Origin of the sequence: Pedococcus dokdonensis (assembly GCF_900104525.1) — a bacterium.
In the GTDB taxonomy this organism is placed as follows: Bacteria; Actinomycetota; Actinomycetes; order Actinomycetales; family Dermatophilaceae; genus Pedococcus; species Pedococcus dokdonensis.
This window is the reverse complement of record NZ_LT629711.1, coordinates 3866703-3892664: the sequence shown is the minus strand read 5'-3', so window position 1 is coordinate 3892664 and position 25962 is coordinate 3866703. Positions and strand designations below refer to the sequence as shown.

22 protein-coding genes and 2 tRNA genes are annotated in these 25962 nt (G+C 72.2%); 5 read left to right on the top strand and 19 right to left on the bottom strand.

Annotated features, from left to right (window positions below; translation table 11 throughout):
* Nucleotides 1-213: 213 nt before the first annotated feature.
* A complete protein-coding gene (locus BLQ34_RS18345) occupies nt 214-519 on the bottom strand; it encodes a DUF4242 domain-containing protein (RefSeq protein ID WP_091788857.1) in 306 nt (101 codons plus the stop codon).
* Between the two features lie 324 nt (nt 520-843).
* Here BLQ34_RS18345 and BLQ34_RS18340 point away from each other — a divergent pair, with 324 nt between their 5' ends.
* The 5 genes from BLQ34_RS18340 to BLQ34_RS18320 all read left to right on the top strand — a co-directional run bounded on the left by BLQ34_RS18340 (nt 844) and on the right by BLQ34_RS18320 (nt 6247).
* Complete coding sequence (locus tag BLQ34_RS18340; protein ID WP_231961357.1) at nt 844-2142, top strand: aminotransferase class I/II-fold pyridoxal phosphate-dependent enzyme; 1299 nt, start codon at nt 844-846, stop codon at nt 2140-2142.
* Nucleotides 2143-2226: 84 nt separating this feature from the next.
* Entirely contained in the window at nt 2227-2733 is a 507-nt protein-coding gene (locus BLQ34_RS18335; protein WP_091788851.1) for a DUF5709 domain-containing protein, read from the top strand.
* 99 nt (nt 2734-2832) lie between these two features.
* The gene (locus BLQ34_RS18330) at nt 2833-4158 is read left to right on the top strand and encodes an MFS transporter (protein WP_231961356.1); all 1326 of its coding nucleotides are present in this window, start codon (nt 2833-2835) and stop codon (nt 4156-4158) included.
* The gene (locus BLQ34_RS18325) at nt 4155-5162 is read left to right on the top strand and encodes a TolB family protein (RefSeq protein WP_091788848.1); all 1008 of its coding nucleotides are present in this window, start codon (nt 4155-4157) and stop codon (nt 5160-5162) included. The genes BLQ34_RS18330 and BLQ34_RS18325 overlap by 4 nt, the downstream gene beginning before the upstream one ends.
* Before the next feature lie 50 nt (nt 5163-5212).
* Entirely contained in the window at nt 5213-6247 is a 1035-nt protein-coding gene (locus BLQ34_RS18320) for an adenosine deaminase (RefSeq protein WP_091788844.1), read from the top strand.
* A 191-nt stretch (nt 6248-6438) separates the two neighbouring features.
* Here BLQ34_RS18320 and BLQ34_RS18315 read toward each other — a convergent pair whose 3' ends face one another.
* The 18 genes from BLQ34_RS18315 to BLQ34_RS18230 form a co-directional block, all read right to left on the bottom strand.
* Nucleotides 6439-7515: a UDP-N-acetylmuramate dehydrogenase gene (locus BLQ34_RS18315; protein WP_091788841.1), complete on the bottom strand. Its 1077-nt coding sequence runs from the start codon at nt 7513-7515 to the stop codon at nt 6439-6441.
* Nucleotides 7516-7616: 101 nt separating this feature from the next.
* A complete protein-coding gene (locus BLQ34_RS18310) occupies nt 7617-8039 on the bottom strand; it encodes a MaoC family dehydratase (protein WP_407946379.1) in 423 nt (140 codons plus the stop codon).
* Between the two features lie 2 nt (nt 8040-8041).
* Complete coding sequence (locus tag BLQ34_RS18305; RefSeq protein ID WP_091788835.1) at nt 8042-8488, bottom strand: FAS1-like dehydratase domain-containing protein; 447 nt, start codon at nt 8486-8488, stop codon at nt 8042-8044.
* Between the two features lie 84 nt (nt 8489-8572).
* Entirely contained in the window at nt 8573-8743 is a 171-nt protein-coding gene (gene rpmG, locus BLQ34_RS18300) for a 50S ribosomal protein L33 (RefSeq protein WP_056882210.1), read from the bottom strand.
* 127 nt (nt 8744-8870) lie between these two features.
* Nucleotides 8871-8944 (bottom strand) — tRNA-Met (locus tag BLQ34_RS18295).
* A 32-nt stretch (nt 8945-8976) separates the two neighbouring features.
* Nucleotides 8977-9049: transfer RNA gene (locus tag BLQ34_RS18290), tRNA-Thr, on the bottom strand.
* Between the two features lie 149 nt (nt 9050-9198).
* A complete protein-coding gene (locus BLQ34_RS18285) occupies nt 9199-10386 on the bottom strand; it encodes an acyl-CoA dehydrogenase family protein (RefSeq protein WP_091788832.1) in 1188 nt (395 codons plus the stop codon).
* Between the two features lie 37 nt (nt 10387-10423).
* Complete coding sequence (gene aroQ / locus BLQ34_RS18280; RefSeq protein WP_091788830.1) at nt 10424-10876, bottom strand: type II 3-dehydroquinate dehydratase; 453 nt, start codon at nt 10874-10876, stop codon at nt 10424-10426.
* A 297-nt stretch (nt 10877-11173) separates the two neighbouring features.
* Nucleotides 11174-12013, bottom strand: a complete 840-nt coding sequence (locus BLQ34_RS18275) for an SRPBCC family protein (RefSeq protein WP_091788827.1) — start codon at nt 12011-12013, stop codon at nt 11174-11176.
* 4 nt (nt 12014-12017) lie between these two features.
* On the bottom strand, nt 12018-12872 hold the full coding sequence (locus BLQ34_RS18270) for an FAD binding domain-containing protein (protein ID WP_091788824.1): 855 nt from the start codon (nt 12870-12872) through the stop codon (nt 12018-12020).
* Entirely contained in the window at nt 12869-15361 is a 2493-nt protein-coding gene (locus BLQ34_RS18265) for a xanthine dehydrogenase family protein molybdopterin-binding subunit (protein WP_091788821.1), read from the bottom strand. Before BLQ34_RS18265 ends, BLQ34_RS18270 begins: the two co-directional genes overlap by 4 nt.
* Nucleotides 15358-15885: a (2Fe-2S)-binding protein gene (locus tag BLQ34_RS18260; RefSeq protein WP_091788818.1), complete on the bottom strand. Its 528-nt coding sequence runs from the start codon at nt 15883-15885 to the stop codon at nt 15358-15360. Before BLQ34_RS18260 ends, BLQ34_RS18265 begins: the two co-directional genes overlap by 4 nt.
* Nucleotides 15886-15996: 111 nt before the next feature.
* Nucleotides 15997-17202 (bottom strand): XdhC family protein, encoded by a 1206-nt coding sequence (locus BLQ34_RS18255; RefSeq protein ID WP_091788814.1) that lies wholly within the window; start codon nt 17200-17202, stop codon nt 15997-15999.
* Complete coding sequence (locus BLQ34_RS18250; RefSeq protein ID WP_091788811.1) at nt 17195-18307, bottom strand: vWA domain-containing protein; 1113 nt, start codon at nt 18305-18307, stop codon at nt 17195-17197. Before BLQ34_RS18250 ends, BLQ34_RS18255 begins: the two co-directional genes overlap by 8 nt.
* Nucleotides 18304-19194: an AAA family ATPase gene (locus BLQ34_RS18245; protein WP_091790220.1), complete on the bottom strand. Its 891-nt coding sequence runs from the start codon at nt 19192-19194 to the stop codon at nt 18304-18306. Before BLQ34_RS18245 ends, BLQ34_RS18250 begins: the two co-directional genes overlap by 4 nt.
* 99 nt (nt 19195-19293) lie before the next feature.
* Nucleotides 19294-19866, bottom strand: a complete 573-nt coding sequence (locus BLQ34_RS18240) for a nucleotidyltransferase family protein (protein WP_091788808.1) — start codon at nt 19864-19866, stop codon at nt 19294-19296.
* 9 nt (nt 19867-19875) lie between these two features.
* A complete protein-coding gene (locus BLQ34_RS18235) occupies nt 19876-20148 on the bottom strand; it encodes a hypothetical protein (RefSeq protein WP_091788805.1) in 273 nt (90 codons plus the stop codon).
* Between the two features lie 137 nt (nt 20149-20285).
* Nucleotides 20286-25817, bottom strand: a complete 5532-nt coding sequence (locus BLQ34_RS18230) for an ATP-binding protein (RefSeq protein ID WP_091788802.1) — start codon at nt 25815-25817, stop codon at nt 20286-20288.
* Between the last annotated feature and the right edge of the window lie 145 nt (nt 25818-25962).

The following is a 25962-nucleotide window of genomic DNA, read 5'->3' as shown; positions in this document are numbered from 1 at the left end:
TACGAGCCGGGGGCCGGGTCCCGGAAGACCTCACCGCCCCCGGGGCGTGGCGGCGCCCCGAGGGCAGTGAGGGGGGTCACCGGTTCTCGCTCCGGCGACGGCGACGGACGTCGAGGACGATCCGGCGGGCACTGCGCGGACCGACCGTCCGGACAGCTCCCCGCCGGCCGCCGCCGACGGTTTCGGTGAGGAAGACATGCATCTGGGCGTCGATCACTGCACGGCCCCCACTCGCTCACGTTCGAACTCGTCCGCGGTGTGCGGACCGAACTCGGCGACGACCTCGGCCACGACCTCGCACGGGAACCCGCCGCGACGGGCGTGCTCGCGGATGGTCTCGGCGTCCGGCGCCTCGTGGAGGCAGTAGATCTTGTCTCCGGCGACGTAGCTGCGCTCCCAGTGGTACTCGACCCCGAGGGACGCGACGGCGGCGTTGGAGGTGCGGGAGATCTCGGCCAGCTGCTCCATGGTGAGCTCGCTGGCACCCTGGATCTCACGCTCGATCAGAAAACGCTTCATTGAACTGTTCCTTTGTCTTGTCTGTTGCTTGATCGGTGGTGCTGCGGCGACCCGTTGCCGCCGCCCTCCAAGAGTCCGGCGCGGCGGGGGTCGCGGGCATCGGTACCTCCTGCCCATCTGGGTGCACCTCGGCTACCCATCCCGGGGGCCGCCCGCCTACCCATCCCGGGGGCCGCCCGCCTACCCATCCCGGGGGCCGCACGCCTACCCGTCAGCCCGTCCGTCCGTCGCTATCTCGCCTTTTGCATGAGACAGCGACGCGGGGGTGACCGGGCTGCGGACGGCGACTGCGCGGCATACCGGGGCTCTGGGACGATGGGGGACGTGACCGAGCAGACCGCCACCGCCACCACTCCCCTCGCCGAGCGCTCCGCCGAGGAGCTCGACGCCTTCGCGCAGGAGCAGCAGGCTGCGTACGACGCCCTGAAGGCGCGCGGCCTGTCCCTCGACCTCACCCGCGGCAAGCCCGCCGCCGCCCAGCTCGACCTCTCCGAGGAGCTGCTCTCCCTGCCCCGCGGCGTCAAGGACGCGGCCGGCGTCGACACCCGCAACTACGGCGGGCTCGAGGGGATCCAGGAGCTGCGCGAGATGTTCGCCGAGCTCCTGTGGGTGGAGCCCGAGCAGGTCGTGGCCGGCGGCAACTCCAGCCTGGTGATGATGCGCGAGGTGCTCGTCGACCTCTGGCTGCACGGCGGCGTCGACAGCGAGCGCCCGTGGGGCCAGGAGGACAAGGTCACCTTCATCTGCCCGGTCCCCGGGTACGACCGCCACTTCACGCTGCTCGACTGGTTCGGCATCGACATGGTCACCGTGCCCATGCACGACGACGGTCCCGACCTGGCGGAGGTCGAGCGGCTCGCGGCGAGCGATCCCAGCATCAAGGGCATGTGGCTGGTGCCGACCTACGCCAACCCCACGGGAGCGGTCGTCGCGCAGGAGGTCGCCGCCCGGCTCGCGTCGATGCCGACCGCGGCGCCGGACTTCAAGATCTTCTGGGACAACGCCTACGCGTTCCACCACCTCACCGAGGACGAGGCCAAGAGCGCCGACATCCTCACCCTCGCGGCGGCGTCAGGCCACCCGCACCGGCCGATCATGTTCGCGTCCACGTCGAAGATCACGCTGGCCGGCGCCGGCGTCGCCTTCCTGGCCGGGTCGGTCGAGACGGTGAAGTGGTACACCAACCACCTGGGCAAGGGCGCCATCGGACCCGACAAGGTCAACCAGCTGCGGCACGCACAGTTCTTCGCGTCACCGCAGGGTGTGCGCGACCACATGGTGAAGCACCGCGAGATCATCGCGCCCAAGTTCGCCGAGGTGGAGCGCATCCTCAGCGAGCGGCTCGGGGGCCTCGGCGTGGCCACCTGGACGCACCCCACCGGGGGCTACTTCGTCAGCCTCGACGTCCTCGACGGCACCGCCTCGCGAGTCGTGCAGCTGGCCAAGGACGCCGGGATCGCCCTCACCCCGGCGGGCGCGTCCTTCCCGCACGGCGACGACCCGCGCGACCGCAACATCCGCCTCGCCCCGACCTTCCCGCCGCTCGAGCAGGTGAGCGAGGCGATGGAGGCGGTCGCGACCTGCGTGCTGCTCGCGGCGGCGGAGCGGCTGCGCGCCGCCTGAGCTCCGGCTCGCCCGGCCCACCGGCCTGTCGGTATCCCGGGTGCCCACCTTGCGGGGTCCCGCCGCGTCGCGCAGGGTGGAGCCATGAGCGACCAACCCGGCACGGAGAGCTTCGAGGACGACCTCGGGAGCATCAGCATCGACGACGCGACGGACGCCGGCAGCGCGCAGGACGAGCTGCTGGACTCCAGCGAGGGCGACAACGAGCCCTGGTCGCCACCGGACAGCCAGCCGCGCAACACCGAGTGGGGCACGACGGCCGCCGAGCAGGCGCAGGAGGAGTCGATCGAGCAACGGATCCGCCAGGAGGAGCCCGACCCCGACTCCGCCTACGGCGCCCCCGACAACGAGTCCGGCCTCGACGCCGACCCGCGCGTCGGCGGTGACGACCCCGACAGCATCGACGCCGCAGACGACTTCCTCGGCGACGCCGAGGTCGGCGCGGCGCGGGCCGGGTCGCTGACCGATCCCGACGAGGGAGCCCGGGAGGACGTCGACTCCGAAATGGTCGGCGAGGAGAGCTCCGACAGCCCTGGCGACGGCGGTGGGCTCAGCGCCGAGGAGCAGGCCATGCACATCGTCGAGGACTGATCCGAGCTGGTTGATCTCGGCGAACGCCGGACCGTGAGCGAGCGCGGTTCGTAGACTGGGCGCACCCCGCACGGACCCGCGGGTCACCAGGGGGCGCTCGTGTACCTCGCCGACCGGCACCGCCCGGTAGCCTCCCGCGCCCCCGGTTCGCGCCGAGCTCGCGGCCCGGTCGCGCGCACCGTCATCCTGCTGGGGCTGGTCAGCCTCGTCACCGACATCTCCTCCGAGTCCGCGCAGGCCGTGCTGCCGCTCTACCTGACCGCCGGTCTCGGGCTGTCGCCGCTGGCCTACGGCCTGGTGGACGGCACCTACTCGGCGGCCTCCGTGGTCGTGCGCTACCTCGGCGGGTGGCTGGCGGACCGGTTCGACCGGCCCAAGCCGGTGGCGCTGGCCGGCTACTCGCTCTCGGCCCTGGCCCGCACCGTGCTGCTGTGGACGCCCGGCGCGGGAGTCGTCGCCGCAGTCCTGGGGGTCGACCGGCTCGGCAAGGGGCTGCGGACGGCGCCGCGCGACGTGCTGATCGCCGCCTCCAGCGACCCCGCATCGCTGGGTCGCTCCTTCGGCGTGCACCGGGCGCTCGACACGACCGGGGCGATGCTCGGGCCGCTGATCGCGTTCGTCGCGCTGTGGGCGGTGCCGGAGGACTACCGGCTGGTCTTCGTCATCTCCCTGGCGGCGGCGGTGATCGGGGTCGCCCTGCTGGCGCTGCTGGTGCCCGACCTGCGCCCCACCCGTGCCTCGGCGACGACGGCCACGGCGGCCACGGCGGCGGCGGCCAAGGCGACGGACGCGGCGACGACGGCGGGGCCGGACTCGACCGTCGCGGAACAGCCGCGCCCGACCCTGCGGATGCTCGCCCAGCCCGGCTTCGCGCGCCTGGTGGCGGCCGCCGCGCTGCTCGGGCTGCTCACCCTCAGCGACGCGTTCGTCTACCTGGTGCTCCAGGACCGCAACGACCTCGCCGCCCAGTGGTTCCCCCTGCTGTTCGTCGGCACGAACCTCGCCTACCTCGCCCTCGCAGTGCCGTTCGGCCGGGTCGCGGACTGGCTCGGGCGGGGGCGCGTGATGGTGCTGGGCCACGCCTTCCTCGTCGGCGCCTACGTCTGCGCGTCCGGCCCGACCGGGTCGCTCGTCGTCGGCGCCGGCTGCCTGCTGCTGCTCGGCGCCTTCTACGCCTCCACCGACGGGGTGCTCGCCGCGGCGGCATCGTCGGTGGTGCGGCCGCAGGTGCGGGGCAGCGCGATCGCGACGGCACAGTCCGCGGTGGCACTCAGCCGGCTCGGGGCGGCCCTCGTCTTCGGTGCGGCCTGGACGCTCGTCGGCCCGGGCCGCGCGGTGCTGCTCATGGCCGCCCTGCTGGCCGTCGCCGTGCCGGCTGCGTGGCTCGTGCTGCGGCCCGCCATGCTGACCGGAGCGACCCGATGAACCAGCGCGCCCGGGTGGCCATCTTCGTCGCAGTCGTCGTGCTCGCCGTCGCCGGCGTCTTCGCCTACGCGGTGCTGCGCGCCCAGGCGCCACCGCCCGCGCCGCCGGCCGGTGCACCCAGCGTCCCCAGCGCCTCCCTCGCCCAGGTGCAGGGCGTCCCGCACCTCGTCTACCGGTCCACGGCTCTCGGCCCCGACTTCGGCAAGGTGGCGATGTCGACCCTCGCCGACCCCGACGGCCCCCGTGCCGTCACCACAGATGCCTGCGAACGCGTCGACCAGCGCGGCGACACCACCCTCTGCCTGCGCTCGAGGCCCGGAGTCGTGCTCGGCAGCTCCGTCACGGCGTGGGACCGCTCGGGCCGGGTCACCTACCGACGCAACCTGCCCGGCATACCCAGTCGTGCGCGGCTGTCGCCCGACGGAAGGCTCGCGGCCACCACCGCCTTCGTCACCGGGGACTCCTACCTGAGCGCGGGCTTCGCGACGCGCACCTACCTCCACGACCTCACCAAGGGCACTGCGGTGCACCTCGAGGACTTCGCGCTGACCCACCAGGGCCGCCGGATCACCCCGGTCGACCGCAACTACTGGGGCGTGACCTTCGTCGACGACGACACCTTCTACCTCACCGTCGCCTTCGACGGGACACCCTGGCTCGCGAAGGGGTCGCTCGCGCGCCGCTCCGTCACCACCGTGCGGTCGGGCGCCGAGTGCCCCTCGCTGTCGCCCGACGGCACCCGAGTGGCCTACAAGCGGATGCAGCCGTCGGGCGGCTGGCGGATCGCCGTGCTCGACCTCGGGGCGGGCCGCGAGGTGCTGCTCACCGAGACCCGCAGCGTCGACGACCAGGTGCAGTGGCTCGACGCCGACACGGTGCTCTACGGGCTGCCGCTCACCGGGGCGCGGGGTGGCGAGACCGACCTGTATGCCGTCGCCGCGGACGGCGTCGGCCGACCCCGCCTGCTCGTTCCCCAGGCCTGGTCCGCGTCGGTCGTGCGCTGACCGGCGGGGCCGGTCCGCGTGGTCGCGGGGTGGGTGCAAGACTGCCTCGCATGCCGCGCCCGGTGACCACCCTGCCCAAGGCGCACCTGCACCTGCACTTCACCGGCTCGATGCGCGTCGAGACCGTGCGCGAGCTGGCCGAGAAGCACCACCTGCGGCTGCCCGACGCGCTCACCACCGGCTACCCGCCCCGGTTGAGCGCCCGCGACGAACGCGGCTGGTTCCGGTTCCAGCGGCTGTACGACGCCGCACGGGCCTGCGTGCGCGACGAGGCGGACCTGCGCCGGATCGTCCGCGAGGCCGCGCTCGACGACGCCAGCGAGGGGTCGCGCTGGCTCGAGATCCAGGTCGACCCGACCTCCTACGCGCCGTTCGTCGGGGGCATCACACCGGCGCTCGAGATCGTCCTCGACGAGGCCGCCGTCGTCTCCCGGGAGGGGACCACGCAGGTCGCCGTCATCGTGGCCGCCAGCCGGATCCGCCACCCGCTCGACGCGCGCACGCTGGCCCGGCTCGCCGCGCAGCATGCCGGCTCCGACCCCGGCACCGTGGTCGGGTTCGGGTTGAGCAACGACGAACGTCGCGGTGTCACCGCCGAGTTCGCCCCGGCCTTCGGCATCGCCCGCCGGGCCGGGCTCGCCCTCGTGCCGCACGCCGGCGAGCTGCTCGGACCCACTGCCGTGGAGTCGACCCTCGAAGCCATCCGGCCGGACCGGATCGGCCACGGCGTGCGCAGCGTCGAGGACCCCCGGGTGCTGGAGCAGGTGGCGGAGTCGGGGGTAGCGCTCGAGGTGTGCCCGCGCAGCAACGTCGCGCTGGGGGTGTACGCAAGCACCGCGGAGGTGCCGTTGCGCGCCATCGTCGAGCACGGCATACCGGTGGCCCTGGGGGCGGACGACCCGCTGCTGTTCGGGTCGCGGCTGGCCGACCAGTACCAGCTGGCGCGAGAGGCCCTCGGGTTCACCGACGACGAGCTGGCCACCCTCGCGCGTGGTTCGGTCACCGCCTCGTGCGCCCCCGCCGACGTCCGTGCAGCGGCGCTCGCCGACATCGACACCTGGCTCGCGACCCCGCCCACCGACTGACCCGCCCCGTCGCTACCTCATGCAAAAGGCGAGTTAGCGCCGCTGCAGGGTGGCGCTAACTCGCCTTTTGCATGAGATAGCGACACCACCGGCCGGGGTGGGTCGGGGGCTCTTGAGGTGGAGCTGCTGCCGGTGCTGGGCCTACGGCTCGCGCGCCACCCGTGGGTCAGAGCTCGCGGCCGACCCTGACCTCACAGCTCGTGTCCCACGAACACCGGCTCGTTGACCAGGGTCACCCCGAAGGCGTCGTGCACCCCGGCCCGCAGGTGGCGGGCCAGCTCGGCGACATCGGCGGCGGTGGCGTCGCCGCGGTTGGTGATCGCCAGGGTGTGCTTGGTCGAGAGGGCGGCGCCGCTGCCCGGGAGCGCGAACCCCTTGTCGAACCCGGCCCGGTCGATCAGCCAGGCCGCGCTGGTCTTGACGTTTCCGTCGGAGTCGGCGAAGCGCGGCGGCGTGGGCCCGTCCGGCCCGAACCGGGTCGCGGCCCGGGACTCCAGCGCCTCGAACCGCTGCGGCGACAGGATCGGGTTGGTGAAGAACGACCCGCACGACCAGGTGTCGTGGTCGGCCTCGTCGAGCACCATCCCCCGGTTGCGGCGCTGCTGCAGCACGGCCTCGCGGGCCTCGGCGAGCGGCACCCGCTCCCCCACCTCGACGCCGAGCTGCCGGGCCAGGTCGGCATAACCCACCGGTTGGCTCAGCTCGCTCGGGATGAGCTGGAACAGCACGTCGAGCACGACGTAGCGCGACGACGCCTTGAACACCGAGTGGCGGTAGGTGAACGCGCAGTCCAGCGAGCTGATCGTGCGCACCTGCTGCTCGGTGCGGTCCCAGACCCGGACCGAGGCGATGGTCTGCGCGACCTCCTGGCCGTAGGCGCCGACGTTCTGCACCGGGGTGGCTCCGGTGGAGCCGGGGATGCCCGACAGCGCCTCGATCCCCGACCACCCCTCGGCCACGGCCCGGGCCACCAGCTCGTCCCAGACGACTCCGGCGGCGACGCGCACCATCACGCCGCCACAGAGGTCGGCGGACTCGACGGTGACCCCGTCGGTGGCGACCCGCACGACACTGCCGCCGAAGCCGGTGTCGGCGATGACCAGGTTGGAGCCGCCACCGACCACGAGCAGCGGCTCGTCGGCGTCGTCGACCTCGCGCACCGCGTCGACGACGTCATCGATCGACTCGGCGGTGACCAGTCGGGCAGCCGGCCCACCGACGCGCATCGTGGTCAGGGACGCCAGCGGGACGTCGTGCTCCTCGTGCATCGGGCGCGCTCTCTCTGGACTGGGGCCGGTGGGACCGGACCTTGCAGCGGGGACCGAACGTACCGGCCCCTTCGACGGGTTCGGTGTGTGCTGGTGGGTGGTCAGTCGAGCTGGACGACGGCGATGCAGCGTCCGAGCACCTTGGCACCCTCGCTCGTGGCGGTCAGCTCGACGGTCGCGCGACGGGTCTGCTCGTCGACGGACTTCACCACCCCCGTGACCTCGACCGAGCCACCGCCCTGCGGGACGACCACGGGCTTGGTGAACCGGGTGCCGAACTCGACGACCCGACCACCGTCGCCGGCCCACTCCTCGACGACCGCACCGGCCGCGCCCATGGTCCACATGCCGTGGGCGATGACGTCGGGCAGGCCGACCGACTTCGCGAAGTCCTCGTCCTGGTGGATCGGGTTCTGGTCGCCCGAGGCGTTCGCGTAGGCGACGAGGGTCTCGCGGCCGACGGGCAGGGTGACCGGGCCGATGGTGTCGCCGGCGGTGGCCTGGGCCAGGGTGCGCGCAGCCACGGTCACTCCCCTCCTCGGATGACGATGGTGGAGGTCGAGGTGCAGAGCGCCTCGCCGTCCTCGGTGGTGAGCTCGGTGCGGGTGGTGACCATCGCGTGGCCACCGGCCTCGCGCACGGAGTCGACGGTGAGGGTGCCGACCACCGAGTCCCCGGCCGTGATCGGGCGGTGGTGCACGAACCGCTGCTCGCCGTGCACCACGCGGCTGTAGTCGATGCCGGCCTCGGGGTCCTGGACGAACACGGCGTCGCACTGCTGGGCGATCGTCACCGCGAAGGTCGGCGGCGCGATCACGTCGCGGTAGCCCGCCGCCTGCGCGGCCTCGGCCGAGGTGTGCACCGGGTCCTGGGAGCCCACCGCGGAGGCGAACGCCGCGAGCATCGCCGCGTCCACGAGATACGGGCCACTGGGTGGGTAGCTGCGCCCTGCGAAGTCTGCGTTCACGGCCATGGCCCCACCCTATTGCGCACCCCCGCAGGGACGACAAAGCCGCCCGGGACGGATCGTCCGGGGCGGCTGTCGAGGCGCGTCAGGTCAGCGGGTCTCGCGGTGCACGGTGTGCTTGCCGTCGCGCGGGCAGAACTTCTTCATCTCCAGGCGGTCGGGGTTGTTCCGACGGTTCTTCTTGGTGATGTAGTTGCGCTCCTTGCAATCCACGCACGCCAAGGTGATCTTGGGGCGGACGTCTGCGCTCTTGCTAGCCACGGGGCAACCTGCTCTCGAACTGACTGGTGGTCTGTTGTCTTACGTACAGAATGTGGGCTGCCCAGGTGGGACGGGCAACGACGCATCAGAATACGCGAGTCCAGGGTGAATCCTGAAATCGCGGCTGTAGCGGGAGCGGGGCTCGATCCCGCGACCTCACGATTATGAGTCGTGCGCTCTAACCAGCTGAGCTACCCCGCCATGGGGCGTGCGCCTTGCGACGAACTTCCCAGAGCCCCCTGTCGGAATCGAACCGACGACCTTTTCCTTACCATGGAAACGCTCTGCCGACTGAGCTAAGGGGGCGGGCACGGACCTCGCGGGCGGACCCGCGCGGAAGTGCGACGGTGAGACTACACGGTCGGGAGCCCGCACCGAAAATCGAGGGTATGCCGTGCGGCCGGGCCCGCGCGAAGGCATTCCGGAGTGCTCGCCTGGCACCGTGTCACACGGTCCTACCGGAAGGCCTGCTGCCCGGTCATCGCCTGCCCGACGACGAGTGTGTGCATCTCCACGGTGCCCTCGTAGGTGAGCACCGACTCGAGGTTGTTCATGTGCCGGATGACGGGGTACTCAAGGCTGATCCCGTTGGCGCCCAAGATGGTTCGGGAGGTGCGGCAGATCTCGATCGCCTCGCGGATGTTGTTCAGCTTGCCGAGGCTGACCTGCTCGGGCCGCAGGGTGCCGGCGTCCTTGCGGCGGCCGAGGTGCAGCGCCAGCAGCTGGCCCTTGACCAGCTCGAGGGCCATGTCGGCGAGCTTCTGCTGGGTGAGCTGGAAGCCGGCCAGCGGCCGCCCGAACTGCTCGCGCTCGATCGAGTAGCGGCGTGCGGTGTCGAGGCTGGAGCGAGCCGCACCGAGCGACCCCCAGACGATGCCGTAGCGGGCCTCGGACAGGCACGAGAGCGGCCCCTTCAGACCGCGGACCTCCGGGAACACCGCCTCCGCCGGCAGCCGCACGCCGTCGAGCACCAGCTCGCTGGTCACCGACGCACGCAACGACAGCTTGTGCTTGATCTCCGGGGCCGAGAAGCCAGCGGTGTCGGTCGGCACCACGAAGCCGCGGATCCCGCCGTGCTCCTCACCGGCATTGGCCCAGACCACCGCGACATCGGCGATCGAGCCGTTGGTGATCCACATCTTCGACCCGTCCAGCACCCAGTCGTCGCCGTCCCGGCGGGCCCTCGTGCGCATCGAGGCGGGGTCGGAGCCGTGGTCCGGCTCGGTCAGCCCGAAGCAGCCGATCGCCTCCCCGGTCGCCATCAGCGGCAGCCAGCGCTGCTTGTGCTCCTCGGTGCCCCAGCGGTGGATCGCGAACATCGCCAGCGACCCCTGCACCGACACCAGGCTGCGGATGCCGGAGTCGGTCGCCTCGAGCTCCAGGCACGCGAGCCCGTAGTCGACGGCGCTCATGCCCGCGCAGCCGTAGCCCTCGAGGTGCATCCCGAGCAGGCCGAGGGCGCCCAGCTCCTGGGTCAGTCCCCGGACGTCGTCGACCTCACCGCGCTCGAACCAGTCGGCGACGAACGGCTCCACGCGCCGGTCCAGGAACGTGCGGACGGTGCCGCGGACCGCCTTCTCCTCGTCGGAGAGCAGGTCGTCGATGCCCGCGAGGTCCATCGGGTCGAGGGGCGTAGGGGTCATGCCCCGCAGTCTTGCAGGGGACGCAGTCCCCGGTGGCTCAGTGGCGGTCGTCGATCAGCTCGGAGATGCGGGCGATCGCGTAGGCGTAGCCGCTCGGGCCACAGCCCATGATCACGCCGTCGGACACCGCCGACAGGTAGGAGTGGTGCCGGAACTCCTCGCGGGCGTGCACGTTCGTGAGGTGCACCTCGAAGACCGGCAGGCTCACGGCGGCCAGGGCGTCGCGCAGTGCGATCGAGGTGTGCGTGTAGGCACCGGCGTTGATGACGATGCCCACGGCCGTCTTGCGGGCCTCGTGGATGGCGTCGATCAGGGCACCCTCGTGGTTGCTCTGGCGGAAGTCGATCTCCAGCCCGGCCAGGCCGGCGGCCTTGCGGCACAGTGCCTCGATCTCGGCGAGGGTGTCGGAGCCGTACACCTCCGGCTCGCGCTCGCCGAGCAGGTTGAGGTTCGGTCCGTTGAGGACGACGACGGTCTGCGGCTCGCTCATCGTGGCGCGCTCCTGTGCTGGCAGGGTGCCGCGGGGCCGCGGCGGTGGGATGGCGCTCAGGGTGGCGCCTAGCCGGTCACCCTTCCACGCCGCCGTTCACTTTCAGGGTAGGTCACCGCAGGTCCACATGACCGGATGACCCGGTCCTCATCCGTTTGGGCGGGTCGGCGCCCGGTGCTGACGACAAAACGGCGGTTGCGTCGCCTTCCGCCCAGCTGTTGCTGGGCGGAAGTGCGCGCAACCGCCGTTTTGCGAGGGGTGGCGGGACGGGTGGCGCCGGTATGCCGGGTGGCCGGCTCAGCCGCTCATCGCCCGCCAGATCACGATCACCGCGACGACGACCACGACGCCGATCGCGACCTGCTTGCCGTAGGACTTCAGCAGGACCGGGAGGACGGTGGACCCCAGGTCGAGGGCGTCGTCCTGCTTCGCCGCCGGGACCGACCGAGGTGGTGGCGCCGCTGCGGCGGGAGGCGGTGCGGCCGGGGCGGGAGGCGGTGCGGCCGGGGCGGGCGGCGCCTCGGCGACGGCGGGAGCCGGCGTCGGAGCAGCGTCCCCGGGCGGGACGACGTCGGCCGGGGCAGCCTCGGAAACCGGCCCATCGCCCGCTTTCCCGGCCGGGTCGCCGCCCGGCGCCTGGGAGACCGGGCCCTCGGCCCCCTCGGGCCGCGCGGGGCCTGCGACCGGGGTGGCGTCGCCGATCTTGCCCTCGATGCACGCGATGAACTGGCCGAGCAGCTTGTCGGAGACGTCCTGCATGACGCCCCGGCCGAACTGCGCCGGCTTGCCGGTCACCGCCAGGTCGGTCTGCACGTCGGCGCGGGTCGAGCCGGCACCCGCCTCGGAGAGCTGGATCGTGACGGTGGCCCCGGCCGTGCCGTTGCCCCGCTTGTCCTTGCCCTTGGCCTCGATCACGGCCCGGTGCGCAGTGTCGTCGCGCTCGAGGAAGGACCCGGTGCCCGAGTAGACCAGCGCGATCGGGCCGAGCTTGACCTTCACCGTGCCCGCGAAGCCCTCCTCCGTCACCTCCGTGACGGTGGCGCCGGGGAAGCAGCCGCCGACCAGGGGCAGGTCCATGAAGGTCGCCCAGGTGGTCGCGACGTCCGCGGGCACGGTGAAGGAGTGGTTCAGCTCCACGGGCTCACCCGCCTGCCGCGGCCAGGACGGCTCGCCGGGTCAGCACCGTCGCCAGGTGCTTGCGGTAGTCGGCGTCACCGTTGAGGTCCGACGGCGGGTTGGTGCCGTCGGCCGCGGCGGCACACGCCGCGCGGACTGCTTCGTCCGTCGCCGACGCACCCACGAGAGCCTGCTCGACGCTCGTGGCCCGCAGCGGGGTCGAGCCCATGTTGGTCAGGCCGATCCGCGCCTCGGCGATGCTGCCGCCGTCGACCCGGACCGTCGCCGCGACCGCGACGATCGACCACTGGTGGGACACCCTGACGAACTTCTCGTAGCGGTGCCCCCATCCGGTGTGCTTCGGGATCCGGATGGCGGTGAGCAGCTCACCCTCTCCCACGGCCGTCTCGAAGAGGTCCTGGAAGAAGTCGGCGGCGGCGACCCGTCGCTCACCACCGCTGCCGGTGATGACGAACTCGGTGTCGAGCGCGAGGGCCGGCGCCCCGACGTCACCGGCGGGGTCGGCGTGGACCAGGGCGCCACCGACCGTGCCACGGTGCCGGATCTGCGGGTCGGCCACCTCGGCGATCGCGTCGGTGAGCACCCCCGCGTGCTGACGCACGAGGTCGCTCGCCAGCACGTCGGCATACGTGGTCATCGCACCGATCACCACGTGGTCGCCGTCCTCGGACACTCCCTTGAGCTCCTCGATCCGGCCGAGGTCGATGACCTTCTCCGGGGCGTTGAGCCGCATCCGCAGGATCGGCAGCAGGCTCTGCCCGCCGGCCAGCACCTTGCCCTCGTCACCGGCCTCCGCCATGGCGGCGAGCGCGTCGGCGACAGAGGTGGGCGCGACGTAGTCGAACGCTGCGGGGATCACTGGTCTGCTCCGTTCGTCGCGGTGCCGGCTGGACCGCCCGGCTCGTCCTGGTTGGGGGCCGCCGCGTCGAAGTGCGGCTGGGCGTCACCGGTGGTGGCGTCGGATTGGTTCGCGCCGGCGGACTGGATCGCCCGCCAGACCCGCTCCGGGGTGCACGGCATCCGGATGTCGTTGATCCCCATCGGCCGCAGCGCGTCGACGACGGCGTTGACGACAGCCGGGGTGGAGGCGATGCAGCCCGCCTCGCCGACCCCCTTGGCCCCGAGGTCGTTCGTCGTCGACGGGGAGACGGTGTTGTCGGTGACGAACGAGATCGTGTCTGCGGCCGTGGGCAGCGTGTAGTCGACGAACGAACCCGACACCAGGGTGCCCTGGTCGTCGTAGACCGCCTCCTCCCAGAGTGCCTGGGCGATGCCCTGCACGAGCCCGCCATGCACCTGCCCCTCGACGATGAGCGGGTTCATGATGTTGCCGATGTCGTCGACGCACACGTACTTGCGCATCGTCACCTGACCGGTCTCGGTGTCGACCTCCATGGCGCACAGGTGGGTGCCGTGGGGGAAGGAGAAGTCCACCGGGTCGTAGGTGGCGTCGGCGTCCAGCGTGGGCTCGAGCCCCTCGGCCAGGTCGTGCGACGCGAAGGCCGCCCAGACCACCTCGGCCATCGCCTTGCCGTTGTCCGTGCCCTTGACCTTGAACTGGCCACCGGAGAACTCGATGTCCTCGACCGACACCTCGAGCAGGTGCGCGGCATGGGGCTTGGCCTTCTCGATCACCCGGTCGGCCGCCATCACGAGGGCCTGCCCACCGACGACCAGCGACCGCGAGCCGTAGGTGTCGAGTCCGCGGCTGGCGATCTGGGTGTCGCCGTGCAGCACCTCGACGTCCTCGAACGGGACCCCGAGCTTGTCGGCGATGATCTGGCTCCAGACCGTCTCGTGGCCCTGGCCGTGGGGCGAGGTGCCGGTGACCACCTCGACCTTGCCGGTGGGCAGCATCCGCACCGTCGCGTGCTCCCACCCGCCTGCGGCGTAGCGCAGGGCTCCGAGGACCCGGGACGGCGCGAGACCGCACATCTCGGTGAATGTCGAGATACCGATGCCCAGCTGGACCGGGTCCTTGCGGTCGCGACGCTCCTGCTGCTCGCGCCGCAGCCCGTCGTAGTCGAAGAGCTCTCGCGCCCGCGCGGTCGCGGCCTCGTAGTTGCCCGAGTCGTAGGTCATCCCGGCCACCGTGGTGAACGGGAACTCCTCGTGCTTGATCCAGTTCTTCTCCCTGATCTCCAGGGGGTCGACCCCGACCTCGACGGCCAGCTCGTCCATCAGCCGCTCGATGGCGTAGGTCGCCTCCGGCCGCCCGGCGCCGCGGTAGGCGTCGGTCCACGTCTTGTTGGTGAACAGGTTGGTGCAGTTGAACTGGTAGGCGGGGAACTTGTAGATCGCGTTGAACATGAACGCGCCGAGCACCGGTATGCCGGACGTGACCAGCCCGAGGTAGGCCCCCATGTCGGCCAGCAGGTCGACCTTGAGCCCGGTGACCGTGCCGTCCTTGGTCGCGGTCAGGGTGAGCTTCTGCCACTGGTCGCGCCCGTGGTGAGCCGACAGGAGCGACTCGCTGCGGGTCTCGGTGTACTTGCACGGCTTGCCCACGTGTCGCGCAGCGAGGACCGTGAGGACCTCTTCGGGGGTGTGCTGGAGCTTGCCACCGAAGCCACCCCCCACGTCCGGGGCGATCACCCGGATCTTGCTCTCGGGGATGCCGAGCACCAGGGCGGTGAAGATGCGCACGAAGTGCGGCACCTGGGTGGCGGTCCAGATGGTCAGCTGCTCTCCGGTCGGGTCGCACACGACCGAGCGGGGCTCCATGAACGCGGGGATCAGCCGCTGCTGGCGGTACTCGCGCTCGATGACGATCCCGTCGGCCCGCGCGGCGTCGATCGCGTCGTCGATGGAGCTGCCGGTGCCGGCACCGGCCGAGTCGAACTGCCAGAAGGCACTCTTGTTGGTGCCCAGGTCGGGGTGGGCCAGGACGGTGTCCTTGGCGGCCTCCCGCAGGTCGAGCACGGGGGGAAGCTCGTCGTAGTCCACGTCGACGAGCTCTGCGGCGTCGCGGGCGGCAACCGCCGTGCGGGCGATCACGACGGCGACGATCTCGCCGGCGAACGCCACGTGGTCCACCGCGATGGCCGGGTGGACCGGCGCCTTCTGGTCCTCCACGATCGGCCAGGCGTTCGCCATGCCGCCCTGGATGTCCTTCAGGTCCTCACCGGTCAGGACGGCGAGGACGCCCGGCGCCTGCTTCGCTGCCGAGACGTCGATCCCGGTGATGGTGGCGTGGGCGAACGGGCTGCGCACCATGGCGAGGTGCTGCATGCCGGTGAGCTGGATGTTGTCGGTCCACTTCGTGCGTCCGGTGATGAGGCGCTGGTCCTCCTTGCGCTTGCGTGCCGCCCCGATCTCGGTCTTCGGGCGGTCCTCCACGGCGGTCATACCGGCTCACCCCCGAGGGTCGAGCCGCTGGTCGTGCCGGCCGTGGCGCCCGCGGCGGCACCGGCGCCGGCACCGGCCGCCTGCTGCACCGCCTTGACGATGTTGTGGTAGCCCGTGCACCGGCAGAGGTTGCCCTCGAGCCCGACCCGGATCTCGTCCTCGGTGGGGTTCGGGTTGTCGTTGAGCACGTCGATCGACTGCATGATCATCCCCGGCGTGCAGTAGCCGCACTGGAGCGCGTGGCAGTCGTGGAAGGCCTGCTGCATCGGGTGCAGCTCGCCGTCCTGCGCCAGCCCCTCGATCGTCGTGACGTCGTGGCCGTCGGCCTGCACGGCGAGCACGTTGCACGACTTCACGCTGCGCCCGTCGAGGTGCACGGTGCACGCCCCGCAGTTGCTCGTGTCGCACCCGACGACGGTGCCCGTCTTGCCCAGCTGCTCTCTCAGGTAGTGGACGAGGAGCGTGCGCGGCTCCACCTCGTCGGTGTAGTCGACGCCGTCGACCGTGACGCTGATGCGGGTCATTCGATCACCTCTCTGTGACACGAACTTGCTGGCTGGACAGGCTGGCTGTGGATGGCGCCGGTCAGCCCGGCTGGTTGGGATCCTGCTCCGTCCACGGACCGGGGACAACGGTCAATCCGGATGGTTCGCGGCGACCCCCTCTGCTGCCGTCGAGGCGGGGACGAGGCCGGCTCCGGAGCCGGTGGTGTGGTGGTGGATCGGGCCGTCGCGGTGACCGAGCCGGTCCCCCCGGCCGCCCCACTGGAGTGCGATGATCTCGGCGGCGATGCTCACCGCCGTCTCCTCGGGGGTGCGCGCGCCGAGGTCCAGTCCCACCGGGCTGGACAGCCGCGCCAGCTCACGCTCGGTCAGGCCGGCCTCGCGCAGCCGCGCCATCCGGTCGTCGTGGGTGCGCCGCGAACCCATCGCCCCGACGTACGCCACCTCGGGCAGGCGCAGCGCGACCTCGAGGACGGGCACGTCGAACTTGGGGTCGTGGGTGAGGACGCAGATCACCGTGCGCGAGTCGATCCGGCCCGCATCGCGCTCGGCCTCGAGGTAGCGGTGCGGCCAGGTGACGACCACCTCGTCGGCCGACGGGAAGCGCGACCTGGTGGCGAAGACCGGGCGGGCGTCACAGACGGTCACGTGGTAGCCGAGGAAGTGTCCTTGGTGGGCGACGGCCGCCGCGAAGTCGATCGCCCCGAAGACCAGCATCCGCGGCTTCGGCGCGAACGACGACACGAAGACCCGCATGCCCTCACCCCGCCGCTCACCGTCCGGGCCGTAGGTGAGGGTCTCGGTGCGTCCCGAGGCGAGCAGGCCGCGGGCGTCGTCGGTGACCGCGTCGTCGGCGCGCGACGACCCGAGCGTCCCGCTGGCACCTACGGCGCCGTCCTGCTCGGGGCGCACCACCAGCCGCCGACCGAGCCGAGCCGGGTCCGGGTGCTCGATGACCGTGGCCACCGCCACGGGGCGGCCCGCCTCGATGTCGTCGGCCACCTCACCGAGCTCGGGGTATGTCGTGCTGCTCACCGACTCCACGAAGACGTCGAGGATGCCCCCGCAGGTCAGCCCCACGGCATACGCGTCGTCGTCGCTGACGCCGTAGCGCTGCAGCACCGGCACACCGTCGGCGACCACGGACCCCGCGAGCTCGTAGACGGCGCCCTCGACGCAGCCGCCGCTCACCGAGCCGACCGCCTCGCCTCCCGGCCCGACCAGCATCGCCGCCCCGGCCGGTCGCGGCGCCGAGCGCCACGTGCCGACGACGGTGCCTACGCCCACCGTGGCCCCCGCACGCCACCAGCGCAGCAGCTCGGGCAGCACCTCACGCACGGCCGACCACCTCCACGAGCTCCTCGAAGGCGGCCATCGAGTGACCGGCGACGAAGTCGTCGACGTGCGGCAGCGCCGCGACGATCCCCTGCTGCACGGGCTGGTAGCCCGGCTTGCCACGGTGCGGGTTCACCCAGACGACGCGGTGCGCCAGCGCCTGCAGCCGCCGCATCTGCTCCCCCAGGGCTTGCGGCTCGTCGCGTTCCCAGCCGTCGCTGAACAGCACCACCACCGCGCCGCGAGCCATGCCGCGCCGGCCCCAGCGGTCGAGGAACGCGCCGATCCCCTCGGCCAGCCGGGTGCCCCCCGACCAGTCGGGCACGCACTCGCCACAGGCGACCAGGGCTCGTTCGGGGTCGCGCTGGCGCAGCGGCCTGGTCACATGGGTCAGCCGGGTGCCGACGGTGAACACCTCGACCGGGAGGCCGCTGGCGGCGTAGGTGTGGGCCAGCCGCAGCAGGGCGTCGGCGTAGGCGCTCATCGACCCCGAGACGTCAACGAGGAGGACGACCCGGCGGGCGCGGGTGCCGCGGTGGCGCCAGGCGATGGGACCGGGTTCCCCCATCCGGCGCAGCTGCGCGCGCAGGGTCTTGCGGGCGTCCACCGCCCCCCGGCGCGCGGGGGTCTGCCGGTGTGCCGGACGTCGCGGTGCCCTGGGACGCAGGGCCGCGAAGAGCGCCGCGAGCCGGGCGCGCTCGACGCTGCTCAGCGTGGCGAGGTCGCGATGGCGCAGCACCTCGACCGCGCTCGCCTCGGCGCGGACCTCGTCCTCGGGTGACTCCTGCCCGTCGGGCGACCCCGCGCCGGTCTCGAGCGAGGCCTGGACCACGGTGTGACCCGGGTCGCGGCGCGGACGGGTGCCGGCGCGCTCGAGCCCGAACCACGCGGCATACACCCGGTCGTAGCGGTCGAGGTCGGCCGGCGAGGCGCACAGCGTCGCGCGGCCGGCCCAGTAGGCGCCGGGCTCGTCCTGCACCCCGACCGCCTCGACCGCCTCGAGGTAGGTGCGCTCGCGGTCGGCCGTGACGTTGACGCCGGCAGCGCGCAGGGCTCGAGCGAAACCCAGCAGGATCTCGTCTGCGGCGTGTGCCGGCGCCGTGGTCATCGCGTCATGATCCGGTCGAGGGCGGCCCTGACCCGCTCGGCGTCCTCGCGGTACTTCACCGCGACTCCCAGGCTCGCCGCGGCGGTCTCGAGGTCGAGGTCGGAGGCGCCCAGCTCGTGCAGCGCGCGCGCCCAGTCGAGGGTCTCCGCGACACCCGGCGGCTTGATCAGGTCGTGCTCGTTGCGCAGCCGTTGGACCGTCGAGACCACCTGCGCTGCAAGGGACTCCGACACCTGCGGTGCTCGGGACCGGACGATCTGCAGCTCGCGCTCGAGGCCGGGGTGGTCGATCCAGTGGTAGAGGCACCGGCGCTTGAGCGCGTCGTGCAGCTCTCGGGTGCGGTTGGAGGTCAGCACCACGATCGGGGGTGTGGCAGCGGTGACGGTGCCGAGCTCGGGGATGGTCACCTGCCACGTCGACAGCACCTCGAGCAGGAACGCCTCGAACTCGTCGTCGGCGCGGTCGATCTCGTCGACGAGCAGCACCACCGGCGACTCGCGCAGCGCCCGGAGCACGGGGCGGGCGAGCAGGAACCGCTGGTCGAAGAGCTGGTCCTCGACCGTGCTGAGCTCCTGGCCGTCGGCGGCGACGGCCTCGACCGCGCGCAGGTGCAGGATCTGCCGGGGGAAGTCCCAGTCGTAGAGCGCCTGGGTCGCGTCGATGCCCTCGTAGCACTGGAGCCGGATGAGTGGCAGGTCGAGCGCGGCGGCGATCCCCTCTGCGAGTGCTGTCTTGCCGGTGCCCGGCTCGCCCTCGAGGAGGAGCGGGCGTTCGAGCCGGAGCGCGAGCCAGGCCACCGTGGCGAGGGCGTCGTCGGCGAGGTAACCCGTGTCGGCAAGCCCCTGCGTCAGCGCCTTCGCGGACGAGAACGCCTCGCGTGGCTCCATGTCCACAGCATCACTCATCGCGGCGGCTAATTGAAGGGGGCACTACTTCCAACCCGTGGTCGAACCTCTCAACGCTTCATCAACAGCAGCGTCGCAGGCTCACAGGTCGTCAGGGGTGTCCGCGTCGCGGCCGGTGGCCAGGTCGCCGCACTCGACCAACAGGTGCTCGTGCGTCGCGAGGTAGTCGCGGGCACCCCGGTCGCCGGCAGCGACGTCGAGGACCCCTTTCCAGTGGTCCCGCCCCATCACGACCGGGTGCCCGGGCACGCCTCGGTATGCCGCGCGGGCCAGCACCGCTGGCCCGTCACCGCCTGCTGCGGCCACCCGCCGCACCACGGCCGACGTCACGTCGGGCAGGTCGACCAGCAGGATGCACGCGACCTCGGCCTCGGTGAGCTGGACCGCCGCGAGCCCGGCCCGGAGCGATGCACTCTGGCCGCTCTCCCAGTCGGCAGCCTCGACGACCGTGTCGGCGCCGGCCGCCGTGGCAAGGGCCGCGGTTCGGGCGGCCTCGGCGCCCACGACGACGACGACCGGTGCGCAGCCGGCGGCACGCAGCACCCGCACCCCGCGCTCGACGAACGACCCCCCGGCAGGGTCGTCGACGAGTGCCTTGGGCTTGCCCATCCGACGACCGCCACCCGCGGCGAGGAGCAGACCGGCGGGAGTCACCCGGCCAGACTAGGCGGGCGGGTCGGCCCTGTGGGGGTCCTCGACGTAGCGGTGGCCGTTGACCAGCCGCTCCGCGACCGTCTCGAGCCAGCGCGGTGGCTGCTCACCGATGCCGCGCTGGGCGAGGGCGGCGGTCAGCTCCGCCTGCACCTCGCGCGGGTCGCGCCCCTCAGCGGACAGGCTGGTCTCGTCGATGACCTGCTGGATGACCGCCTGGACGACGCTGTGCCGCTCGACGTCGTCCTGGTCCATCTCGGCCAGGTTGCGGTCCTGCTCGCTCATGGGACACCTCCGGTTGGGTCGGTCGCGATTCCTCCGGTCCCTACCCACCCGTCGCTATCCCATGCAAAAGGCGAGTTAGCGACATCCGGCGCGGCGCTAACTCGCCTTTTGCATGGGATAGCGACGGGGGCGGGGCGTCAGGCCTGGCGGGCGAGGCCCTCCTCGATTGCGGCGATGATCCGCGGACGCAGCTCGTGCGGGTCGATGACGGCGTCGACCGAGCCCACGCTGACGGCACGGTGGATGCTGTGGACGCTGTCGAACTCCGACGCGACCTCGCCGAGCTTCTCGCTGCGGACCGAGGTGCGCAGGTCGGCCAGCTCGGCGGCCAGCAGGGCGCGGTCGGCGCCCTTGGCCTCCCCGACCCGGGCCTCGAGCTCGGTGACCCTCGGGTCGGCGGCGGTGCGGGCGTCGACGTCGCGGGAGAACACGACGGCAGCCGCCGGCGCGCCACCCAGCACCGAGGCGAACGAGCCCTCGATCGCGAGCACCGTCATCGACGGGTTGAGCGCCTTGGAGAAGACCACGAACGCCCCACCGTGGTAGCGGGACACGACGCAGAAGACGATGGGACCGTCGAAGTTGACGATGGCCCGGCCGATCTCGGCGCCGTACTCGAGCTGCAGGCTGCGCATCGACTCCGGTGAGCCGTCGAACCCGGACAGGTTGGCGAGCACCACGAGCGGCCGGTTGCCGCTGGCGGCGTTGATCGCCCGGGCCGCCTTCTTGGACGAGCGCGGGAACAGCGTGCCCGCCGTGTAGGTGTCGGGGCCGTCGGTGGGCGGGAACCCGCGGCGCGGCACGTTCTTGGACTCGATCCCCAACAGGCACACCGGGATCCCACCGAGGTGCGCGTCCTGCACCACCGCCGTCTCGGCGTCGGCCATGCCGGCCCAGCGCTCCAGCGCGGGGTGGTCCTGGTCGGCGACCGCGGCCATCAGCACCCGGATGTCGAACGGCTTCTTGCGATCGGGGTTGGTGTCCGGCGAGAAGATGTCGCCGACCGTGGTGAACGCCGAGTCCGGGATCACGTGCGGGTATGCCGTGACGTCCCGGTCCGTGGGGTCCGTGGTCGTCGCGCGGCGAGGCCCCGGCTCGCCGGGGTGGACGTAGGTGTGGTCGTAGTGCCCCATCAGCACGTCGCGGGCGCCAGCGAGGTCGGGCGCCCAGTACTGCGCCTGCCCGTTCGGCCCCATGACGCGGTCGTAGCCACCGATCCCGAAGTTGTCCTCGGCCGAGACGCCACCGGAGAAGTCGAGCGACTGCTTTCCGGTGAGGACCATGGCGCTGTCCGGCGTCATGACGAGGATTCCCTTGGTGTGCATCAGCATCGTGGCCTCTGCGTTCCAGTAGGGCTGGGCGCCGACGTTGATCCCGGCGACGACGATGTTGATCTCGCCACCGGCCTGGGTGAACTCGATGATGCGCTTGAGCGCCTTGGCGACCCAGTCCATGTTCTCGGTGCCGGAGTCCATCGAGATGCGGGCCCCGGCCGACAGCGCGAACCACTCCACCGGCACCCGCATCCGTTCGGCCAGGTCGAGGGCGGCGATGATCCGCGCGCACTCGGCCTCGGACACCGCACCGAGCGCCTTGAGCGGGTCGCCGCAGAGCAGCACCCGGGTCATGCCCTCGGGGTAGCGCTCGGTCGGGGTGGTGATGACGCCGGCGATGATGCCGGCCTTGTTGTGCCCGTAGGGCCGGTCGACCGGCGCGAGCACGCCGGTGTCGTCCAGGTCGTACTCGGTCGCTGTGCCACCGGGCCCGGCGATCATGGCCTGCAGCTCGTAGGGGTAGACGACGCCTCGGCGCCGTGCCCGCACGACCTTCTGGGCGTAGTCGTCCAGCGGCGCCAGGCGGATCGTCGGCGGCTCCTGCACCGAGGTGACGACCCCGGACCCGGGCTGGAAGTGGAACCGCGCGGCCAGGGGGGCGCTCGCGCCGTCGGGCGTGGCGATCCGGCCCTGGACGAGCACCTCCTCGATGCCGGCGCCGGCGGTCAGCGGGGCGATCTTGGCCTGGAGCGCGGTGAGCTGGTCGAGGTCGGCCTCGATCGCCGGCCAGATGTGCACCCACACGTGGTTCATGTCGAGGCGTGCGCCGGCCGCACCCCGGGCCGATCGAGCCCGGCGGATCGCCTCGAGGCAGTTGGCGATCGCGCGCTCGGCGTGCGGCAGCGCCGTGACCCGGCCCTGCTCGTCACGGACGACGACCAGCTGGCGGACCTGGGCCAGGGCGACGAGCCGCTGGTCGGCCTCGTTGCCGGGCGCGGTGCACAGGTAGAGCAGCACGTCGTCGGGGGCGTCGAGGCGGGTGACCTCGAAGTCGCGCAGCCGCCACAGGTTGAGCCGCCGCCCGACCATCGGGTGGACGCCCCGGACCAGCCGGTCCTCGACCATCCCGCCGTCACCGTCGGGGCGGAAGGTGAAGTAGCCGACCGGTCGTCCGCCACCCGGGCAGACCGCGATGGCCACGCGACGCAGGCCGTGCGCGAACGGCAGACCGACGAGGAGCTCGCTAAGACGGGCGGAGGCGTCCTCCGGCGACGCCGGCTCGTCGGGCCACGAAAGGTAGAGGTCGACGACACCGTCGGAGCCCTCAGGCGTCGCGGCCAGCTGTGCCGCCACGGCCTCGGCGAGGTCGCTCCCGGGCACCAGCTCGTCGACCCGGCCGACGCTGGTGACGAGGTGCGTGCCCCGGCCGTCGAGGGTGTAGTCGGCCACCGCGAACGGGCGGTCACCGACGGCGAGCTCGCGCAGCCCGGTGAGGTCGTGCTCGCGGTAGTGCCGTTTGATGAGGACGGCCAGCATCGGCTCGCGTTGCGGCACACCGCTCTCGAGACGGTCGGCCAGGAACTGGACGATCTGCTCGGGGATCGCGGCGAGTGCGTCGATCCGACTGGCCCGCTCCTCACCCCCGGGCATGCCCTCCAGTGCCGTCAGCTCGTCGCTCACCCCACCGAGGACGCTGGCGCGGTCGGCGTCGACGAGCGGCTGGTCGAACCAGCGGAACCGCACGCTGCGGGCCAGGTCGCCGACGACCGGGAAGCGCAGCTGGGTGGCCACCACCAGCCGGTCGAGCACCTCGCGGGCGGCGGCGTCGAGCGGCGGCTCCGGGCACGGCTCGACCATCCAGCGCTGGAGCAGCGAGGTCGCCAGGGCCACGTCGGGTGCGGAGCGCTGCTGCGACAGGAAGACCCGGAACACGGCCTGCTCGAGCTCGGCGGTGCGGTCGAGGCTGTCGAGGCCGTAGTGGCGCAGCACGTTGCCGAGCTTGCTGCGGAACTGCTCGGGCAGCGCCCCACGGTCGGGGTCGAGGCTCTGCAGGTAGGTGTGGAAGTGCTCGCGCGGGCTGTGCACCCGGTGCTCGACGTGCGCCTCCTCGCCGGCCGGCCGGTTGCGGCTCAGCTCGGCGAGGTCGGCGAACACCTCGAGCACCGCGACCTCGGCCCGGATCTGGGAGTCACCCTGGGTGGTCAGCTCGTCGCGCGCGGTGAGGTAGCGCGTCAGGGTGCTGCCCTCGTCGCGCTGGTCGAGGTCGTAGCCGAGCAGCATCGCCGCGAGCGCGGCACGGGCCTGGTCCGCGGTGGCGGCGGCACCACCGTTGGAGACGTCGTCGGGCAGGTCGAGGTCGACGTGGTCGTCGGCCGTGACGTCGGCAGCGTCGTCGCCGTCGCCGACCGGCTCGAGCCGCACGAGCGGCGCGCCGGTCTCGACCTGGCTGCCGGCGGAGACGAGCAGCTCCTTGACCCGGCCCGCGAACGGGGCAGGCAGGACGGTCTCCATCTTCATCGACTCCAGGACCAGCACGGGTGCCCCGGCCGCGACCTCGGAGCCCACTGGCGCGGGGGTCGCGACCACGAGCGCCGGTGCGGGAGAACGCAGCACACCACCCTCGTCACGGCTGACGCGGTGGGTGACGCCGTCGACCTCGACGAGCTGCACCGGCCCGTGGGTCGCCGTGATCAGCCGGTGCGTGCGCCCGGCGATGGTGATCCGGCTGGTGTAGTCGTCGAGCCGGTCGAGGTCGGCATCGACGGTCTGCTCGGTGGCGCCGGCGGCGATCGCGACGCGGAACCGGTGCGGCCCGATCCGCCACACCGTGACCTTGTATGCCGTGCCGCGCAGCTTGAGGTCGATGGCGCGGCCGGTGCGGTGCTGCACCTGGGGGCGCCCACCGCGCGAGGTCTCGAGGAGGCGGGTGCGCTCGACGGCCTCCTCGTCCTCGTAGCCCTCGATGCCGGCGGCGACCAGCGCGACGCCGGAGTGCCGATGCGAGACGAGGCGGCCCTCGGCACGGACCCGGTCGATCCACCCGGTGTCGGCGCTGCCGTCGATCACCTCGGGCTGGTCGAGCAGGTCGAGGATGAAGCTCTTGTTGGTGGCACCACCCTCGATGACGACGGTGGTCTCGCCCATCGCGCGGCGCAGCCTGGCCAGCGCCTCGTCGCGGTTGCGGCCGACGGCGATGATCTTGGCGATCATCGAGTCGAAGTCGGCCGGGATCGAGTCGCCCTCCCCCACCCCCGTGTCGACGCGGATGCCGGGGCCGGCGGGCAGGTTGAGCAACGTGATCCGGCCGGGTGACGGCGCGAAGTCGCGGTCGGGGTCCTCGGCGTTGAGCCGGGCCTCCACGGCGTGCCCCTCCTCGACCGGGCGCTCACCCTCGAGCCGACCCCCGCCTGCGACGTGGATCTGCAGCTTGACCAGGTCGGTGTCGGTCGTGATCTCGGTGATCGGGTGCTCGACCTGCAGCCGGGTGTTGACCTCGAGGAAGGCGAAGAACTTCTCCCCCGGGTGGTAGAGGAACTCGACCGTGCCGGCCCCGGCGTAGCCGACGGCGATCGCCAGCCGCTCGGCGCTGGCCTTGACCTCGGCCACCTGCTCGGGCTGCAGGACCGGCGAGGCCGACTCCTCGATCACCTTCTGGTTGCGGCGCTGCACCGAGCAGTCGCGCACACCCAGCGCCCACGCGGTCCCCTGGCCGTCGGCGATGACCTGGACCTCGACGTGGCGGGCACCGGTCACGAGCTTCTCGAGGAAGACCACGCCGGACCCGAACGCGCGCTCGGCCTCGTCACGAGTGCGCTCGTAGGCGTCGGTGAGGTCGGCGTCGGACGCAACCATGCGGATGCCCCGCCCACCACCACCCGCGGTCGCCTTGAGCATCAACGGGTAGCCGATGCGCGCGGCCGCGGACTTGGCGTCCTCGAGGGTGTCGACCCCACCGCGGCTCCACGGTGCGACGGGGACCCCGACCTCCTCGGCGATCAGCTTGGAGCCGATCTTGTCCCCGAGCTTGCGCATCGCCTCCGGGCTCGGGCCGATGAAGGTGACCCCGATCCGCTCGCACAGGGCCGCGAAATCGGGGTGCTCGGCGACGAAGCCCCAGCCCACCCAGGCGGCATCGGCGCCGGTCTCGCGCAGCGCCTTCTCCAGCACCGCGTAGTCGAGGTAGGGACGGTTGGCCGCCGGACCCAGGTTGTAGGCGTGGTCCGACTCGCGCACGAACATGGCGCGCTTCTCGCCCTCGGTGTGCAGCGCGACGGTCTCGATGCGGTGCCCGTCGTCCGACCCGCCCAGCCCGGCCTGAGCGTTGAGGTCGCGCACCGCGTGGATGAGCCGCATGGCGGCCTCGCCGCGGTTGACGATGGCGATGCGCGAGAACATCGGGTGGGCCTCCCAGCGACGGCGGACAGCGGATCGCTGCCGAGCCTGCCACCGATCCCGGGTGACTCGCGAGTAATGCGGCCGCCCGGCATACCGTGGGTCCGGTAGTTGCCAACAGCGGACGGCGCCTGCGACACTATTACAG

What these genes read in the sequence shown, in the direction of transcription:
- BLQ34_RS18345 (WP_091788857.1), bottom strand. Translation starts at nt 519, where the DNA reads ATGAAGCGTTTTCTGATCGAGCGTGAGATCCAGGGTGCCAGCGAGCTC.
- BLQ34_RS18335 (WP_091788851.1), top strand. Translation starts at nt 2,227, where the DNA reads ATGAGCGACCAACCCGGCACGGAGAGCTTCGAGGACGACCTCGGGAGC.
- BLQ34_RS18325 (WP_091788848.1), top strand. Translation starts at nt 4,155, where the DNA reads ATGAACCAGCGCGCCCGGGTGGCCATCTTCGTCGCAGTCGTCGTGCTC.
- BLQ34_RS18320 (WP_091788844.1), top strand. Translation starts at nt 5,213, where the DNA reads ATGCCGCGCCCGGTGACCACCCTGCCCAAGGCGCACCTGCACCTGCAC.
- BLQ34_RS18315 (WP_091788841.1), bottom strand. Translation starts at nt 7,515, where the DNA reads ATGCACGAGGAGCACGACGTCCCGCTGGCGTCCCTGACCACGATGCGC.
- BLQ34_RS18305 (WP_091788835.1), bottom strand. Translation starts at nt 8,488, where the DNA reads ATGGCCGTGAACGCAGACTTCGCAGGGCGCAGCTACCCACCCAGTGGC.
- BLQ34_RS18285 (WP_091788832.1), bottom strand. Translation starts at nt 10,386, where the DNA reads ATGACCCCTACGCCCCTCGACCCGATGGACCTCGCGGGCATCGACGAC.
- aroQ (WP_091788830.1), bottom strand. Translation starts at nt 10,876, where the DNA reads ATGAGCGAGCCGCAGACCGTCGTCGTCCTCAACGGACCGAACCTCAAC.
- BLQ34_RS18265 (WP_091788821.1), bottom strand. Translation starts at nt 15,361, where the DNA reads ATGACCGCCGTGGAGGACCGCCCGAAGACCGAGATCGGGGCGGCACGC.
- BLQ34_RS18260 (WP_091788818.1), bottom strand. Translation starts at nt 15,885, where the DNA reads ATGACCCGCATCAGCGTCACGGTCGACGGCGTCGACTACACCGACGAG.
- BLQ34_RS18250 (WP_091788811.1), bottom strand. Translation starts at nt 18,307, where the DNA reads ATGACCACGGCGCCGGCACACGCCGCAGACGAGATCCTGCTGGGTTTC.
- BLQ34_RS18245 (WP_091790220.1), bottom strand. Translation starts at nt 19,194, where the DNA reads ATGGAGCCACGCGAGGCGTTCTCGTCCGCGAAGGCGCTGACGCAGGGG.
- BLQ34_RS18235 (WP_091788805.1), bottom strand. Translation starts at nt 20,148, where the DNA reads ATGAGCGAGCAGGACCGCAACCTGGCCGAGATGGACCAGGACGACGTC.
- BLQ34_RS18230 (WP_091788802.1), bottom strand. Translation starts at nt 25,817, where the DNA reads ATGTTCTCGCGCATCGCCATCGTCAACCGCGGCGAGGCCGCCATGCGG.